General features: G+C 69.9%; 16 protein-coding genes. All 16 read left to right on the top strand.

Features of this window, described 5'->3' with window-relative positions; translation table 11 throughout:
* The first annotated feature begins 223 nt into the window (after positions 1 to 223).
* The 16 genes from rpsD to carA all read left to right on the top strand — a co-directional run bounded on the left by rpsD (position 224) and on the right by carA (position 15,488).
* Positions 224 to 823 carry a 30S ribosomal protein S4 gene (rpsD, locus tag ACFQ91_RS10265; protein WP_137824111.1) on the top strand — a complete coding sequence of 200 codons (600 nt, stop codon included), beginning with the start codon at positions 224 to 226 and terminating at the stop codon, positions 821 to 823.
* A gap of 167 nt (positions 824 to 990) precedes the next feature.
* Positions 991 to 3,645, top strand: a complete 2,655-nt coding sequence (gene alaS, locus ACFQ91_RS10260) for an alanine--tRNA ligase (protein ID WP_198498894.1) — start codon at positions 991 to 993, stop codon at positions 3,643 to 3,645.
* Positions 3,642 to 4,106 (top strand): Holliday junction resolvase RuvX, encoded by a 465-nt coding sequence (gene ruvX, locus ACFQ91_RS10255; RefSeq protein ID WP_198498893.1) that lies wholly within the window; start codon positions 3,642 to 3,644, stop codon positions 4,104 to 4,106. Before alaS ends, ruvX begins: the two co-directional genes overlap by 4 nt.
* Before the next feature lie 3 nt (positions 4,107 to 4,109).
* A complete protein-coding gene (mltG, locus tag ACFQ91_RS10250) occupies positions 4,110 to 5,237 on the top strand; it encodes an endolytic transglycosylase MltG (RefSeq protein WP_198498892.1) in 1,128 nt (375 codons plus the stop codon).
* Entirely contained in the window at positions 5,213 to 6,100 is an 888-nt protein-coding gene (locus ACFQ91_RS10245) for a shikimate dehydrogenase (RefSeq protein ID WP_198498891.1), read from the top strand. The genes mltG and ACFQ91_RS10245 overlap by 25 nt, the downstream gene beginning before the upstream one ends.
* Before the next feature lie 12 nt (positions 6,101 to 6,112).
* On the top strand, positions 6,113 to 6,883 hold the full coding sequence (locus ACFQ91_RS10240) for an A24 family peptidase (protein ID WP_198498890.1): 771 nt from the start codon (positions 6,113 to 6,115) through the stop codon (positions 6,881 to 6,883).
* A 10-nt stretch (positions 6,884 to 6,893) separates the two neighbouring features.
* Complete coding sequence (aroC, locus tag ACFQ91_RS10235) at positions 6,894 to 8,093, top strand: chorismate synthase (RefSeq protein ID WP_198498889.1); 1,200 nt, start codon at positions 6,894 to 6,896, stop codon at positions 8,091 to 8,093.
* The gene (locus ACFQ91_RS10230) at positions 8,090 to 8,713 is read left to right on the top strand and encodes a shikimate kinase (protein ID WP_376870946.1); all 624 of its coding nucleotides are present in this window, start codon (positions 8,090 to 8,092) and stop codon (positions 8,711 to 8,713) included. The genes aroC and ACFQ91_RS10230 overlap by 4 nt, the downstream gene beginning before the upstream one ends.
* Complete coding sequence (gene aroB / locus ACFQ91_RS10225; protein ID WP_198498888.1) at positions 8,710 to 9,822, top strand: 3-dehydroquinate synthase; 1,113 nt, start codon at positions 8,710 to 8,712, stop codon at positions 9,820 to 9,822. The genes ACFQ91_RS10230 and aroB overlap by 4 nt, the downstream gene beginning before the upstream one ends.
* Positions 9,823 to 9,951: 129 nt before the next feature.
* Positions 9,952 to 10,512 (top strand): elongation factor P, encoded by a 561-nt coding sequence (gene efp / locus ACFQ91_RS10220; RefSeq protein WP_137823958.1) that lies wholly within the window; start codon positions 9,952 to 9,954, stop codon positions 10,510 to 10,512.
* Positions 10,513 to 10,920: a transcription antitermination factor NusB gene (nusB, locus tag ACFQ91_RS10215; protein ID WP_137823959.1), complete on the top strand. Its 408-nt coding sequence runs from the start codon at positions 10,513 to 10,515 to the stop codon at positions 10,918 to 10,920.
* Between the two features lie 121 nt (positions 10,921 to 11,041).
* On the top strand, positions 11,042 to 11,593 hold the full coding sequence (pyrR, locus tag ACFQ91_RS10210; protein WP_198498887.1) for a bifunctional pyr operon transcriptional regulator/uracil phosphoribosyltransferase PyrR: 552 nt from the start codon (positions 11,042 to 11,044) through the stop codon (positions 11,591 to 11,593).
* Positions 11,590 to 12,570, top strand: a complete 981-nt coding sequence (locus tag ACFQ91_RS10205; RefSeq protein ID WP_198498886.1) for an aspartate carbamoyltransferase catalytic subunit — start codon at positions 11,590 to 11,592, stop codon at positions 12,568 to 12,570. The genes pyrR and ACFQ91_RS10205 overlap by 4 nt, the downstream gene beginning before the upstream one ends.
* A complete protein-coding gene (locus ACFQ91_RS10200) occupies positions 12,563 to 13,873 on the top strand; it encodes a dihydroorotase (RefSeq protein ID WP_211979155.1) in 1,311 nt (436 codons plus the stop codon). Before ACFQ91_RS10205 ends, ACFQ91_RS10200 begins: the two co-directional genes overlap by 8 nt.
* Complete coding sequence (locus ACFQ91_RS10195; RefSeq protein ID WP_137823963.1) at positions 13,858 to 14,352, top strand: hypothetical protein; 495 nt, start codon at positions 13,858 to 13,860, stop codon at positions 14,350 to 14,352. The genes ACFQ91_RS10200 and ACFQ91_RS10195 overlap by 16 nt, the downstream gene beginning before the upstream one ends.
* The gene (carA, locus tag ACFQ91_RS10190; protein ID WP_211979156.1) at positions 14,349 to 15,488 is read left to right on the top strand and encodes a glutamine-hydrolyzing carbamoyl-phosphate synthase small subunit; all 1,140 of its coding nucleotides are present in this window, start codon (positions 14,349 to 14,351) and stop codon (positions 15,486 to 15,488) included. Before ACFQ91_RS10195 ends, carA begins: the two co-directional genes overlap by 4 nt.
* Positions 15,489 to 15,494 lie beyond the last annotated feature (6 nt).

Below are 15,494 nucleotides of genomic sequence, written 5' to 3'. Positions count from 1 at the left end.
GCGCCTCCGTCCGCATTGCGGGAAGGGTGCGAACTCGGCTAAGATAGTCAGCTGTTGTGCCTCATATGTAAAGGCGGTCGGTGCGAGCGGTTCTCGACGCTCAATCCCTCTTTCCCAACCGGGGAAACAACGGTTCCGATCAGGGCGAGGACTTCGATGCCTGCCGGGACGACCCGCACCCAAGAAAGGTAACCCAGTGCCAGCACCAGCACGTAACCGCCGGATGGCCCGCCTCTCGCGCGCCCTCGGCCTGCCGCTGACCCCGAAGGCTGAAAAGTACTTCGAGCGCCGCCCCTACCCTCCGGGCGAGCACGGCCGCGCCCGTCGCCGCAATGACAGCGACTACTCGGTCCGCCTCAAGGAGAAGCAGCGTCTGCGCGCCCAGTACGGCATCCGCGAGGCCCAGATGCTCAAGACCTACAAGGAGGCCAAGCGCCTCGAAGGTCTGACCGGTGAGAACCTCGTCGAGCTCCTCGAGATGCGTCTCGACGCCCTCGTCCTCCGTGCCGGCTTCGCCCGCACGATCGCTCAGGCCCGCCAGTTCGTCGTCCACCGCCACATCACGGTCGACGGCCAGCGCGTGGATCGCCCGTCCTTCCGCGTCAAGGAAGGCCAGACCATCCAGGTCCACCCGAAGAGCGCCGACATGGATCCGTTCCAGGTCGCCGCGGCAGGCGGACACAAGGACGTTCTTCCGGCAGTCCCGGGCTACCTCGACGTCAACCTTGAGGGCCTGCAGGCCACCCTCCTGCGCCGCCCCAAGCGCGAAGAGGTCCCCATCACCGCTGACGTGCAGCTCGTCGTCGAGTTCTACTCGCGCTGAGCCGCCTCGCCCGACTGCCCGGAACGCCCGCGTTCCGGGCAGTCGTGCATTCATCTGCGGGTTCGACGACTCGCAGGCCATCACCATCTCGACTGGTGAGCAATTAAACTAGTGTGGAACGGGTGCGCACCGCACCCACCGCAGACGCAACACCTGAAAGGCCTTGGATGAAGACGGCAGAGATCAAGAAGCGCTGGCTCGACTACTTCGAGGCGAACGGACATGTGGTCGTGCCCTCGGCGTCGGTCATCAGCTCCGATCCCTCGATCCTCTTCAACATCGCCGGCATGGTGCAGTTCATCCCGTACCTCACCGGCCGTGAGCCCGCGCCCTTCCTCCGCGCCACGAGCGTGCAGAAGTGCGTGCGCACCGCCGACATCGAAGAGGTCGGGAAGACGACCCGCCACGGCACGTTCTTCCAGATGAACGGCAACTTCTCCTTCGGCGACTACTTCAAGCGCGAAGCCATCCGCTATGCATGGGGCCTGCTCACCCAGCCCACCGAGGACGGCGGACTCGGCTTCGACCCCGACCTGCTCTGGGCCACCGTCCACGAGGACGACCTCGAGACGATCGACCTCTGGCTCGAGGAGACCTCGATCCCGCGCGAGCGCATCCAGCTGCGCGGCAACGAGGACAACTTCTGGCACACCGGCCAGCCCGGACCCGGCGGCTACTGCTCGGAGATCTACTTCGACCGCGGCGCCGCCTACGGTGCCGAAGGCGGCCCGGAGGCCGACGAGGACCGCTACATCGAGATCTGGAACCTCGTGTTCATGGAGTTCGAGCTCTCCGAGGTCCGCTCGAAGGTCGACTTCGACATCGCCGGCGAGCTGCCCGCGAAGAACATCGACACCGGCATGGGACTCGAACGCGTCGCGTTCCTCCTCCAGGGCGTCGAGAACATGTACGAGATCGACGAGGTCTTCCCCGTCATCGCCGAGGCGAGCCGGCTGTCCGGCCACGAGTACGGCGCCGACCACCACTCCGACGTGCAGATGCGCGTCGTCGCCGACCACGTCCGCTCCGCCCTGATGATCATCGGCGACGGCGTGCGCCCCGGCAACGAGGGCCGCGGCTACATCCTCCGCCGCCTCATCCGCCGGGCCGTGCGGGCGATGCGCCTCCTCGGCGTCACCACCGAGGTCATGCCCTCACTGCTGCCCGTGTCGATGAACGCGATGAAGCACTCCTACCCGGAGCTCGAGACCGACTTCGACCGGATCTCGCGCATCGCCTACGCCGAGGAGAAGGCGTTCCTGCGCACCCTCGAATCGGGCACCCAGCTCTTCGAGACCGCGTACGAGAAGCTCGACAGCTCCGACAAGACGATCAGCGGCGACGTCGCCTTCACCCTCCACGACACCCACGGCTTCCCGATCGACCTCACCCTCGAAATGGCCGCCGAACACGGTGTCAGCGTCGACGAGGAGGGCTTCCGCTCCCTCATGGCCGAACAGCGCACCCGCGCGAAGGCCGACGCGAAGGCGAAGAAGGGCGGCGGCCACACCGACCTCACCGCGTACTCCGCGCTGCTCGACGAGGGGCAGAGCGAATTCGTCGGCTACGACGCCCTCGAAGCCGACTCCCGGATCCGCGGCATCGTCGTCGACGGTCAAGCCCAGGAGGTGCTCACCACCGGACAGACCGGTAACCTCGTCCTCGACCTCACCCCGTTCTACGCCGAATCCGGCGGCCAGCGCGCCGACGTCGGCCTCATCAAGGGCGACGGCTTCACCGCCCGCGTCCTCGACGTCCAGAACCCGCTCAAGGGACTCGCCGCCCACCGCATCGAGGTCGTCGACGGGGAGATCCCCGTCGGCGCCGACGTCCTCGCCGAGGTGGACCACGAGCACCGCTTCCAGGGCTCCCAGGCCCATACGGCCACCCACCTCGTCCACGCCGCACTGCGGGAGATCCTCGGCACCCACGCCGTCCAGGCCGGTTCGATGAACCAGCCCGGCTACATGCGCTTCGACTACTCCTTCCCGGAGGCCCCGAGCGCGCAGATGCGCGACGAGATCGAAGACGTCGCGAACCTCGCCGTGCGCTCGAACTACGACGTCGGCACCGAGTACCTCCCGTTCGAGGAGGCCAAGCGCTCCGGCGCGATGGCCCTCTTCGGCGAGAAGTACCCGAACATCGTCCGCGTCGTCGACATCGGCGGACCGTTCTCCCGTGAGCTGTGCGGCGGCACGCACGTGGCCGCCTCGGCGGAGGTCGGACCGATCTCCGTGCTCTCCGAAGCCTCCGTCGGCTCCGGAGTGCGCCGCATCGAAGCCGCCGTCGGCATGGACGCCTTCCGCTCCCTGGCCGCCGAGCGCACGATCGTGTCCTCCCTGTCCGAGATGCTCAAGGTCCCCGGCACCGACGTCAAGGACCGGGTTTCGGAGCTCATGGTCAGGCTCCGGGACGCGGAGAAGGAGATCGCCCGCCTCCACTCGCAGCAGCTGCTCGCCCAGGCCGGCCGCTTCCTCGAGGGCGCCGAAACGGTCGGTGGGACCCTCTTCGTCGTCGCCGACCTCGGTGAGGTCGCCAACGGCGGGGACGTCCGCACGATCGTCACCGACCTGCGCGCCCGCGTCTCCGACCGCTCCGCCGTCGTCCTCGGCATCGGAGTCTCCGGCGGCAAGCCCGTCGTCGTCATCGCGACCACCGAGGCGGCGCGCCAGGCCGGCAACCAGGCCGGCAGACTCGTGTCCCTGGCGAGCTCGACGCTCGGCGGCGGAGGCGGCGGCAAGCCCGACCTCGCGCAGGGCGGCGGCAGCGACCCCGCGCAGATCACCGCGGCGATCAGCGCGGTCAAGGCGGAGCTCACGTGACACTGAGGAGGGGGCGCCGACTGGGTCTCGACATCGGCTCGGTGCGCATCGGGGTCGCAGCCTGCGACCCCGAGGGGATCCTCGCGACCCCGCTGACCGTGGTGCGCCGCACCGACGAACCGGCAGCGCTGCGGCAGCTGCGGGAGATCATCGCCGAATACGAGCCCATCGAACTCCTCGTCGGGGACCCCAAGTCCCTCGACGGCACCGCGCGGGCGGCCGCCGACGCCGCCCTCGACTTCGCGGTGAAGATCGACGCCGGGGTGCCCATCCGCCTCATCGACGAGCGCTTCAGCACCGTCGAAGCCCACAGCGCCCTGGCCGCAGCGGGAAAGAACTCCCGCCAGCGCCGGGAGATCGTCGACGCCCAGGCGGCGGTCATCATTCTGCAGAATGCGCTCGAATCCGAACGCAACACGGGCACGCCCGCAGGTCGCGAGCTGCCCCACACAGGAGAGTGAGCAATGATTCCGTTCCCCGGTGAGTTCTCGGACGACGAAGGACTGTCCCGTTCCGAGATCAAAGCGAAGAAGCGGCGGCGGATGATGCGCAAGCGGCGCACGACGGTCATCGTCGTCATCTGCGTCCTCGTCTTCGGCCTCGGCGGATTCTTCGGCCTCCGCGCTGCCGGGGGAGTCGTCGACGACCTCTTCGGCGGCGGCTCCGACTACGAGGGCAACGGCACGACCGAGGTCTCCCTCGAGATCCCACCGGGCGCCTCGGCGCGGTCGGTGGCCAACCAGCTCGTCGAAGAGGGCGTCATCAAGGACTCCAAGCCCTTCCTCGACGAGGTCGAGCGCCGCAACCTCACGATCCAGGCCGGTCCCATCGTCATGCGCGAGCAGATGAGCTCGGCCGCCGCCGTCGATGCGTTCATCAATCCGATCAAACCGCCGACGATGACGATCGCCGAGGGCCGGAAGATCGAGCAGATCAAGGCGACGATGATCGAATCGGGGATGAAGGCCGAAGAGGTCGACAAGGCCATCGACGACAAGAAGCCCGCGGACTACGACCTCGACGTCGAGGCCCCGAGCCTCGAAGGCTACCTCTACCCGGCCACCTACGAGGTGGGGGCGGGCAAGACCGCGGAGATGATCGTCCAGGAGATGGTCGACAAGACCAAGCTCGAACTCGACACCGCCGGCATCGAGAACGCCGACGCCAACCGCGTCCTCACCCTCGCCAGCCTTGTCGAGATCGAATCTCCGGGCGACGAGGAGACGCGGAAGAAGGTCGCCCGCGTCTTCCTCAACCGGATCTCCGACCAGTCCCAGACCGGTCAGCTCCTCCAGTCCGATGCGACCGTCGCCTACATCTTCGGTGCCCGCGCCGACCTCACGACGACGGCCGAGGAGCGCAGCTCCGACAGCCCCTACAACACGTACAAGGCGAAGGGACTGCCCCCGGGACCGATCAACTCCCCGAGCGCCGGCGCCGTCGACGCGGCCCTCAACCCGGCCGACGGAACCTGGCAGTTCTTCGTCGCCGTCAACCCCGACACGGGGGAGACGAAGTTCGCCGACACGTACGCCGACCACCAGAAGAACGTCGAGGAGTACCGCGCATGGCTGCGGGAGAACGGGGGATAGCGGCGGGCGCGCGCATCCGCGCCGCCGTCCTCGGGCGCCCGATCGCACACTCGCAGTCACCGGCGCTCCACACTGCGGCGTTCGCCGCGCTCGGTTTCACCGACAGCAGCTATGAGCGTGCCGAGGTCGGCGCCGACGACCTTGTTACCTTCCTCGACGCCCACCCCGACCACACCGGGTTCTCCCTGACGATGCCGCTCAAGGAGCGCCTCGTCGCACTCGCCCGGGACCGCGGCTGGATCCTCGACGACACCGCCGAGGCGACCGGGGTCGCGAACACCCTCGTCCGTGCGAATGCGACGACAGTGGCGAACACCGACGTCGACGGCATCGTCCGCGCGCTCACTCCCGTCCTCCCCGACACCGAGGCGGCCGGGCGCGGGCGGGCGGCCGGGCGCGGGCGGGCGACGATCCTCGGCGCCGGAGCCACCGCCCGGTCGGCCCTGCTCGCCTGCCACCGCCTCGGCGTCACCGAGGTCGACCTCCTCGTCCGCAGTCCCGCCCGGGCCGCCGCCGTCCTCGACCTGGCCGACCGACTGGGGATGAGCGCCGGCACCGGACCGCTGACGACGATCGCGGACTCGGCGATCGTCGTCTCGACCCTCCCCGCCGAGGCGGCCCCCGCGCTCACCTGGCCCGCCGGGCCCGGGGTCGCCCTCGACGTCGCCTACGCCGCGGACTCCGCGCTGCTCACCGACGCCGCCGCCCACGGCTTCACCCCCGTCCCGGGCATCGCGATGCTCGTCGAACAGGCCGTCGCCCAGTTCGCGCTCTTCTTCGCCGCGGCCGCCGGCACCCCGCTCACCGCGGCGCAGCTGGCGGCGGTGGCCGAGGCGATGCACGGCGCGGCCGAGAAGGCCTGACCGGGGCCGCGCATGGTCGCACACGCGCTCTTCATCGCCGTCACCGCGGTCATCGCCGGCGGCCTCGCCGCCCTCCTCGTCGCGACCCCCGCCCGGTGGCTCGCCGACGACGCCGACCTCACCGCCCTCACCGGCTCCCGCGCCTTCCGGCCGAGCCTCCTCATCCTCGCAGCCGTCGCCCTCGCCGCGGTCGCCGCTGCGCTCTTCCCCATCGACCAGGCGATTCCCCACCCACCGGAATGGACGGCCCACGCGCCGGGCAGCGGCACGACGCTCACCCCACCCCACCCGACGGGGATCGACTTCGCGCTGACGAGCCTCAGCCTCGGCGCCGGAGCGGCCGCCACACCCGTCCTCCTCGTCACCGACCTCCTCATCCGCCGCCTGCCCGACCGGATCGTCTACCCGCTCATCGCCCTCCTCGGCGCCGCCTTCATCACCGGCATCCTCGTCGGGAACTCGACGCTGTGGTGGTTCGCCCTCCTCGGAGCGATCGTCGGCATCCTCCTCTTCGGCGCCATCCACCTCGTCGGACGTCTCGTGCGGAAGCCGACGATGGGACTCGGCGACGTCAAGCTCGCGTTCGTCGTCGCCGGTGTGTCCGGGCTCTTCTCCCCGTGGGCCCCGCTCGTCGTCCTCCTGTTCAGCGTGCTCATCGCCGGGGTCTGGGCGCTCATCGCCGGCCTGCGCGCCCACGACCTCAAGGCGACGACGATCCCGTTCGGTCCCGCGATGCTGTCCGGTCTGTGGCTGGGGTCGGTGGGGGCACCGTTCGTTTTGTAGAATCGGTGGAATGTTGAGATGGCTGACTGCAGGCGAATCCCACGGCGAAGCGCTGATCGGGATCATTGAGGGGCTGCCCGCCCACATCCCGATCACCAGGGACGACATCCGCGTCAACCTCGCCAGGCGCAGGCTCGGCTACGGCCGGGGCGCGCGCATGAAGTTCGAAGCCGACGAGGTCCGGATCCTCGGCGGCGTCCGCCACGCGAAGACCCTCGGCTCGCCGGTGGCGATCGAGGTCGGCAACACCGAATGGCCCAAATGGGAGACGGTGATGAGCGCCGACGCCATCGACGAGTCCGACCTCGACGGTCAGGCCCGCAACGCCCCGCTCACCCGTCCGCGCCCCGGCCACGCCGACATCGTCGGGATGCAGAAGTACGGCTTCGACGAGGCCCGCCCCGTCCTCGAACGCGCCTCGGCCCGGGAGACGGCGATGCGCGTGGCGCTCGGGACCGTGGCCGCGAAGTTCCTCGGCGAACTCGGCATCACCCTCGTCTCCCACACGGTGGCGATCGGCGGCGTCGAGAACGCACCCGGCGCTGACGCCCCGCTGCCGCGCGCCAGTGACGTCGACGCCCTCGACGGCGACCCCGTCCGCAGCTTCGATCCGGCGCTGTCGACCCGGATGGTCGCGGAGATCGACGCAGCGAAGAAGGCCGGGGACACCCTCGGCGGAGTCGTCGAGGTCCTCGCCTACGACCTCCCGCCGGGCCTCGGCTCCCACGTCCACTGGGACCGCCGCCTCGACTCCCGCCTCGCCGGTGCCCTCATGGGCGTCCAGGCGATCAAGGGCGTCGAGGTCGGCGACGGCTTCCTCACCGCCGCCCGCCCCGGATCGGCCGCCCACGACGAGATCCTCGTCGGCGCCTCCGGCTACCACCGGGCGAGCAACCGCGCCGGCGGCACCGAGGGCGGCATGTCGACGGGCGAGCCGCTGCGCGTGCGCGCGGCGATGAAGCCGATCGCCACCGTGCCCCGCGCCCTGTCGACCGTCGACGTCGTCACCGGGGAGCCGGCGAAGGCCAACCACCAGCGCTCGGATGTCTGCGCCGTGCCCGCCGCCGGCGTCGTCGCCGAGGCGATGGTCGCCCTCGTCCTCGCCGAGGCGGTCGTCGAGAAATTCGGCGGCGACTCGGTGGCCGAGACGAAGCGGAACCTGGAGGGCTACCTCGCCGCCATCCCGGAGAACCTGCGCATCGGACGATGAGCGAGCACCCGCTTCCGAAACCCGTCCCGCCGCTCGAACCGGTGCCCGCCGCGCACTCGCGCGTCGTGCTCACCGGGCCGCCGGCGGCGGGGAAGTCGACGATCGGCCGGCTCCTCGCCGACCGGCTGGGCCTGCCCCTGACGGACACCGACGCGAACATCGTCGACCGCCACGGCGTCATCGCCGACATCTTCGTCGAACGCGGTGAGGACCACTTCCGCCGCCTCGAACGCGAAGTCGTGCGCCGGGCGCTGCGCCGACTCCTCGACCGCCCCGGCATCGTCTCCCTCGGCGGGGGAGCGATACTCAACTCCGGGACCCGCGCGCAGCTGCTCCACCCCGCGATCAAGGTCGTCCACATCGACATCGACACCGAGACCGTGGCCCCGCGGCTCAACGCCCCGCACCGGCCGCTGCTGCGCGGGGCGGGCTCCCCGGTGGAGAACTGGCTCGCCCTCGTCGCCGAACGCGAACCCCTCTACCAGCAGGTGGCGACGTTCCGCGTCCACGCCTCGAACTCACCGCCCTCGACCGTCGTCAACCGCATCGTCGACGTCCTCACCGGCCTCCAGCGGGCCGAGGACTACGCGAAGTACCAGCAGACCAAGGAGACCCCATGACCGTGACCACCATCGACGTCGACGCCGGAGGCCGCTACCCGGTGCTCGTCGGTCAGGGACTGCTCGGGCAGCTGCCCGACCTGCTCGGACCCCAGGTCGAGAAGGTCCTCGTCATCCACCCCCGCGCCCTGCGCTCGACGGGCGAGGCGGTGCGCGACGACCTCGGCGCGACGGGACTCGACGCGATCGTCGCGGAGATCCCCGACGCCGAGGAGGCCAAGCACATCCAGGTCGCCGCCTTCTGCTGGCAGGTGCTCGGGCAGTCCGACTTCACCCGCACCGACGCGATCGTCACCGTCGGCGGGGGAGCGGTGAGCGACCTCGGCGGATTCGTCGCCGCGACATGGCTGCGCGGGATCCGCGTCATCCACATCCCCACGACGGTCCTCGGCATGGTCGACGCCGCGATCGGCGGGAAGACCGGGATCAACACGGCCGAGGGCAAGAACCTCGTCGGCTCCTTCCACGCCCCCGCCGGCGTCCTCGTCGACCTCGACACGCTGTCCACCCTGCCGGAGAACGAGCTCTTCACCGGGCTCGCCGAGGTGGTCAAGGCCGGCTTCATCGCCGACCCCGTCATCCTCGACCTCCTCCGCGACCACACGAAGGAGGAGATCGCCGACGTCAACGGACCCGTGCTCCGGGAACTCATCGAACGGGCGATCGCCGTGAAGGCCGAGGTCGTCGCCGACGACTTCACGGAGGCCGGGCGCCGCGAGATCCTCAACTACGGCCACACCCTCGGCCACGCGATCGAGCACAAGGAGCGCTACCAGTGGCGCCACGGCGCGGCCGTGTCCGTCGGCATGGTCTTCGCCGCCGAGGTCGCGGCGATGGTGAAGAACCTCCCCGCCGAGGTCGTCGACCTCCACCGCGAGCTGCTCACCAAGCTCGGCCTGCCCACCGGGTACCGTGCCGACGTGTGGCCGCAGCTGCTCGACACGATGAAGCGGGACAAGAAGGCCCGCGGGTCGATGCTGCGCATGGTGCTGCTGAGCGACATCGGTCAGCCCGCGACCGTCGAGATCCCCGACGTCTCCCTCCTCCACACCGCGTACCAGGAGATCGGCGAGGACTCCCCGCGCAGGCTGCTCGGGCCCGGCGCGTGAGCGACGGGGGCGCTCCCTGAGCGCGTATGACAGTGGCAGTGCGGGCTTGCTAGAATCGCTCATTGGCGAAACCGCCGCCCCCTGACACGACCGCATCGTGCGGGGCATGATGTGAAGAAGGACGGATTAGTGGCGACAACGAACGACCTGAAGAACGGCCTCGTGCTCAACCTCGACAACCAGCTGTGGCAGGTGCTGGAGTTCCAGCACGTCAAGCCCGGCAAGGGTCCCGCGTTCGTCCGCACCAAGCTCAAGCACGTGATCTCCGGCAAGATCATCGACAAGACGTTCAACGCCGGCACCAAGGTCGAGACCGCCAACGTCGACCGCCGTGACATGCAGTACCTCTACCACGACGGCTCCGACTACGTCTTCATGGACGCCAAGGACTACGACCAGGTGACCATTCCGGCGAGCCTCGTCGCCGACGCCGCGAACTACATGCTCGAGAACCAGGAGCTCCAGGTCTCCTTCCACGACGGCACCCCGCTGTCGGTCGAGCTCCCGGCCTCCGTCGAGCTGACGATCTCCCACACCGAACCGGGCCTCCAGGGCGACCGCTCGACCGGCGGATCGAAGCCCGCGACCCTGGAGACCGGCTATGAGATCCAGGTCCCGCTCTTCCTCGAAGAGGGCACGAAGATCAAGGTCGACACCCGCACGGGTGACTACCTCGGCCGCGTCAAGTAAGTGGGAGCACGCACCCGGGCCCGACGCCGGGCCCTCGAGCTCCTCTTCGAAGCGGGGCAGCGGGGACTCGACATCGACGAGGTCGTGGCCATGCGGTCGAACGACCCCGACTACCCGATGAAGGCGTACGCCGTCGAGATCGTCGACGGCGTGAAGTCCCACCGCGAGGAGATCGACGAGATCATCTCCACCTACTCGGAGGGCTGGACGATCGACCGGATGCCGGCCGTCGACCGGGCGCTGCTCGAGATCGGCACGTGGGAGATCCTCTTCAACGACGAGGTTCCCGACACCGCCGCGATCGACGAGGCGAAGATGCTCGCGAAGCAGTTCTCGACCGACGACTCCCCGGGCTTCGTCTCGGGTCTGCTCTCGCGCATCCTCGACGTCAAACCGACGCTGACGTGAGTCGCTGCGCCCGCACTCGCCGGGCGCAGCGGACCCACCGCTCGGGCCGGCGCAGGCGCGCGCTAGACTGAGCACACCACGCTCCTTTAACCACCGTCCCGAGAGGCGGAGAAGGGCAGATATGACTGAGCGAACAGTGCTCGATGCCGCAGACATGCGGCGGGCGATGACCCGCATCGCCCACGAGATCATCGAAGGCAACAAGGGCACCGACGATCTCGTCCTCCTCGGCATTCCCCGCCGCGGAGTGCCCCTGGCCACCCGCCTCGGTGAGCTCATCGCCGACATCTCCGACCGTCCGCAGGGCGCTCCGGGACTCGTCGGCAGCCTCGACATCACGATGTATCGCGATGACCTGCGCTCGAACGCCTACCGGGCACCGGCCCCCACCGACATCCCCGGGGAGGGCATCGACGGGACCACCGTCGTCCTCGTCGACGACGTCCTCTTCTCGGGCCGGACGATCCGGGCCGCCCTCGACGCGCTCTCGGACCTCGGCCGCCCCGCCAAGGTGCGTCTGGCCGTCCTCGTCGACCGCGGCCACCGGGACCTGCCGATCCGCGCCGACCACGTCGGCAAGAACCTCCCCACCTCGAGCAGCGAACGCGTCAACGTCTCGCTCGCCGAGATCGACGGAACCGACGCCGTGACGATCTCCGGAGGCCGCGAATGAAGCACCTCCTCGACACCGCGTCGCTGACCCGCGAGGACGCCGTCGCGATCCTCGACATCGCCGAGGAGATGGCGCAGGTCGGTGAGCGCGAGGTGAAGAAGCTGCCCGTGCTGCGCGGCCGCACCGTCGTCAACCTCTTCTTCGAGGACTCGACCCGCACCCGGCTCTCCTTCGAAGCCGCCGCGAAGCGCCTGTCCGCCGACGTCCTCAACTTCTCCGCGAAGGGCTCCTCGGTGTCGAAGGGCGAGAGCCTCCAGGACACCGTCCAGACGATCTCCGCGATGGGCGCCGACGCGATCGTCGTCCGCCACTCCGCCGCCGGCACCGCGCAGCGCCTCGCCGACACCGGCTGGATCGACGTCCCCGTCGTCAACGCCGGGGACGGCACCCACGAACACCCCACACAGGCCCTGCTCGACGCCTTCACCCTGCGCCGGGCGCTGGGCGGCTTCCCCGCCTCGGGGGCGGTCAAGGACGGACCCCGCGGGAAGGGCCTCGACGGCGCCACCGTGGCGATCGTCGGCGACATCCTCCACTCCCGGGTGGCCCGGTCGAACGTCCACCTGCTCGACCGCCTCGGCGCCGACGTCCACCTCATCGCCCCGCCCACGCTCCTGCCCTGGGGCGCGGAGACGTGGCCGGTGACGATCCACTACGACCTCGACGAGGCGATCGCCGGCCAGGACTTCGACGCGGTGATGATGCTGCGCGTCCAGCACGAGCGGATGCACGAGTCGTTCTTCCCCAACGCCCGCGAGTACGCGCGCCTGTGGGGACTGAGCGAGGCCCGCCTGTGGGCCCTGCCGGAGTCGGCCTTCATCATGCACCCCGGGCCGATGAACCGGGGCTTCGAGATCTCCGCGGCCGCCGCGGACTCACCCCGCGCCCTCGTCCTCGACCAGGTCGAGAACGGTGTGAGCGTGCGCATGGCGGTGCTCTACCGTCTGCTGACCGGTCAGGAGGAGACCATTGACTGACTACCTCATCCAGGGCGCCGACGTGCTCGGCCGCGGCCCAGCCGACATCGCGATCGCCGACGGCGCGTTCGTCGACCCCGACCTCCTCGGGCCCGACCCCGAGGTCATCGACGCCACCGGACTCATCGCCCTGCCCGGCCTCGTCGACATGCACACCCACCTGCGCGAACCCGGCAAGGAGGACGCGGAGACGGTGCTCACCGGCTCCCGGTCCGCCGCCGCCGGCGGGTACACGTGCGTCCACGCGATGGCGAACACCGCCCCCGTGGCCGACACCGCCGGCGTCGTCGAACAGGTCCACCGGCTGGGTCGCAGCGCCGGCTTCACCGAGGTCGTGCCCATCGGCGCCGTGACCATCGGGCTCGAGGGCAGGCAGCTCGCCGAACTCGGCGCGATGGCCCGCTCGGAGGCCCGCGTGCGGATCTTCTCCGACGACGGGATCTGCGTCTCCGACCCGCTGCTCATGCGCCGGGCCCTCGAATACGTCAAGACCTTCGACGGCGTCATCGCCCAGCACGCGCAGGAGCCCCGGCTCACCGAGGGCGCGCAGATGAACGAGGGCGTGGTCTCGGCCGAACTCGGCCTGCCCGGCTGGCCCGCGGTCGCCGAGGAGTCGATCATCGCCCGTGACGTGCTGCTGGCCGAACACGTCGGCTCCCGCCTCCACATCTGCCACGTCTCGACCGCCGGCAGCGTCGACATCGTCCGCTGGGCGAAGTCGCGAGGAGTCCGGGTCACCGCCGAGGTCACACCGCATCACCTCATGCTCACCGACGAACTCGTGCGCACCTTCGACCCCGTCTACAAGGTCAACCCGCCGCTGCGCGCGCAGCGCGACGTCACGGCCCTGCGGGAGGCGCTGGCCGACGGCACGATCGACGTCATCGGCACCGACCACGCCCCGCACACCGCCGAACACAAGTGCAGCGAATGGTCGGCCGCGGCCATGGGCATGGTCGGCATGGAGACCGCCCTGCCCATCGTCGTCGAGGCGATGCGCGACTACGACTTCGACTTCGGCGACATCGCCCGGGTGATGTCCCAGGCCCCCGCCCGGATCACCGGCGCCACCGGCCACGGCAGCCTCGAGACGGGTGCGAGCGCGAACCTCGTGCTCATCGACCCGAACGCCCCGCACACGATCGTCCCGGCCGACCACGCGACGAAGGGCAGGAACAACCCCTTCGCCGGTCTCGAGGTCGCCACCGCGATCACCGACACGTTCTTCTACGGGCACCGCGTGCTCGCAGACGGCGAACTCACCACCCCCCATCCGGCAGGAGCGTCATGGACCGAACAGTGAGCGTCCTCATCATCGCAGGCATCCTCCTCCTCATCCTCCTCGCCCTGACCTGGGGCTGGTCGCGGCGCAAGAGCCGACAGACCGACGTCGCCGCCCCCGTCAAGCCGGGCCTCGGCATCACCCCGATCGCCGACCCCGTGGCCGGTTCGTACGTCTCGACGACGACGGCCGGCAACCCGCTCGACCGCGTCGCCGTCCACGGCCTGGGCATCCGCACCAGCGGCGAGCTCGTCGTCACCGACGCCGGGGTCATCATGGACCTCGCCGGGCGGGAGGACTTCATCATCCCGCGCTCCGACATCGTCTCCGTCGACACCACCTCGGGGATGATCGGGAAGTTCGTCGAACGCGGCGGCATCGTCCGCATCACCTGGAGGCTCGGGGAGACCCTCGTCGACACGGGCTTCCGCGCCCGGTACTCCGCCGACACCGCCCCCACCGTCAACCGCATCCGAGAGATGATCGTAGAGGCACCATGAGACTGTCCACCACCCCCGCCGTCCTCGTGCTCGAAGACGGCCGCACGTTCACCGGATCCGCCTACGGCGCGATCGGCCAGACCGTCGGCGAAGCCGTGTTCGTCACCGCGATGTCCGGCTACCAGGAGACCCTGACCGATCCGTCGTACCACCGGCAGATCATCATCCAGACCGCACCCCACATCGGCAACACCGGCGTCAATGCCGCCGACGACGAGTCCCGCCGCTTCTGGGCCGCCGGCTACGTCGTCCGCGACGCCTCCCGCGTCTCGTCGAACTGGCGCAGCGAGGGCGACCTCGACGAGCGGCTCAAGTCCGAGGGCATCGTCGGCATCAGCGACGTCGACACCCGGGCGCTCACCCTCCACCTGCGGGACAAGGGAGCGATGCGGATGGGGATCTTCTCCGGTCCCGCCGCCGAGCTCGACCCGACCGTCATGCTCGAGACGGTCCTCGAGACCCCGCGGATGGCCGGGGCCCGACTCGCCGAGGAGGTCAGCGTCTCCGCACCCGAGTTCGTGCCCGCTGTCGGCGAAGCGAAGTTCAGCGTCGCTGCCGTCGACCTCGGCATCAAGGCGATGACCCCGCAGCGACTGGCCGAGCGCGGCATCGACGTCCACGTCCTGCCCGCCTCGGTGAGCTTCGCCGAGATCGAGGCCCTCGGCGTCGACGGGGTGTTCTTCTCCAACGGTCCCGGCGATCCCGCGACCGCCGACGACCAGGTCGAGCTGCTGCGGCAGGTGCTCGCCGCACGGATCCCGTTCTTCGGCATCTGCTTCGGCAATCAGCTGCTCGGCCGGGCCCTGGGTTTCGGCACGTTCAAGCTGCCCTTCGGCCACCGCGGCATCAACGTCCCCGTCATCGACCGGACGACCGAGAAGGTCGAGATCACCGCCCAGAACCACGGCTTCGCCGTCGACGCCCCGCTCGAGGGGGAGACCACGGCCCCGGCGGACCCGGACTTCGGCCGCGTCGCCGTGTCCCACGTGTGCCTCAACGACGACGTCGTCGAGGGACTCCAGTGCCTCGACATCCCCGCGTTCTCCGTCCAATTCCACCCCGAGGCAGCGGCCGGGCCCCACGATTCGAGCTACCTGTTCGATCGGTTCGTCGACCTCATGTCCGCCCGCGCCTAAGGAGAC

It is taken from the genome of Brevibacterium sp. NPDC056726, from assembly GCF_042790515.1.
Taxonomy (GTDB): domain Bacteria; phylum Actinomycetota; class Actinomycetes; order Actinomycetales; family Brevibacteriaceae; genus Brevibacterium; species Brevibacterium sanguinis.
Note: the sequence above shows the minus strand (reverse complement) of the source record. Positions and strands in the feature narration are given on the sequence as shown.

Bases quoted from the DNA above. Each gene is read 5' to 3' on its own strand.
- rpsD (WP_137824111.1), top strand. From the start codon at position 224: ATGGCCCGCCTCTCGCGCGCCCTCGGCCTGCCGCTGACCCCGAAGGCT.
- alaS (WP_198498894.1), top strand. From the start codon at position 991: ATGAAGACGGCAGAGATCAAGAAGCGCTGGCTCGACTACTTCGAGGCG.
- mltG (WP_198498892.1), top strand. From the start codon at position 4,110: ATGATTCCGTTCCCCGGTGAGTTCTCGGACGACGAAGGACTGTCCCGT.
- ACFQ91_RS10245 (WP_198498891.1), top strand. From the start codon at position 5,213: ATGGCTGCGGGAGAACGGGGGATAGCGGCGGGCGCGCGCATCCGCGCC.
- ACFQ91_RS10240 (WP_198498890.1), top strand. From the start codon at position 6,113: ATGGTCGCACACGCGCTCTTCATCGCCGTCACCGCGGTCATCGCCGGC.
- aroC (WP_198498889.1), top strand. From the start codon at position 6,894: ATGTTGAGATGGCTGACTGCAGGCGAATCCCACGGCGAAGCGCTGATC.
- ACFQ91_RS10230 (WP_376870946.1), top strand. From the start codon at position 8,090: ATGAGCGAGCACCCGCTTCCGAAACCCGTCCCGCCGCTCGAACCGGTG.
- aroB (WP_198498888.1), top strand. From the start codon at position 8,710: ATGACCGTGACCACCATCGACGTCGACGCCGGAGGCCGCTACCCGGTG.
- pyrR (WP_198498887.1), top strand. From the start codon at position 11,042: ATGACTGAGCGAACAGTGCTCGATGCCGCAGACATGCGGCGGGCGATG.
- ACFQ91_RS10205 (WP_198498886.1), top strand. From the start codon at position 11,590: ATGAAGCACCTCCTCGACACCGCGTCGCTGACCCGCGAGGACGCCGTC.
- ACFQ91_RS10195 (WP_137823963.1), top strand. From the start codon at position 13,858: ATGGACCGAACAGTGAGCGTCCTCATCATCGCAGGCATCCTCCTCCTC.
- carA (WP_211979156.1), top strand. From the start codon at position 14,349: ATGAGACTGTCCACCACCCCCGCCGTCCTCGTGCTCGAAGACGGCCGC.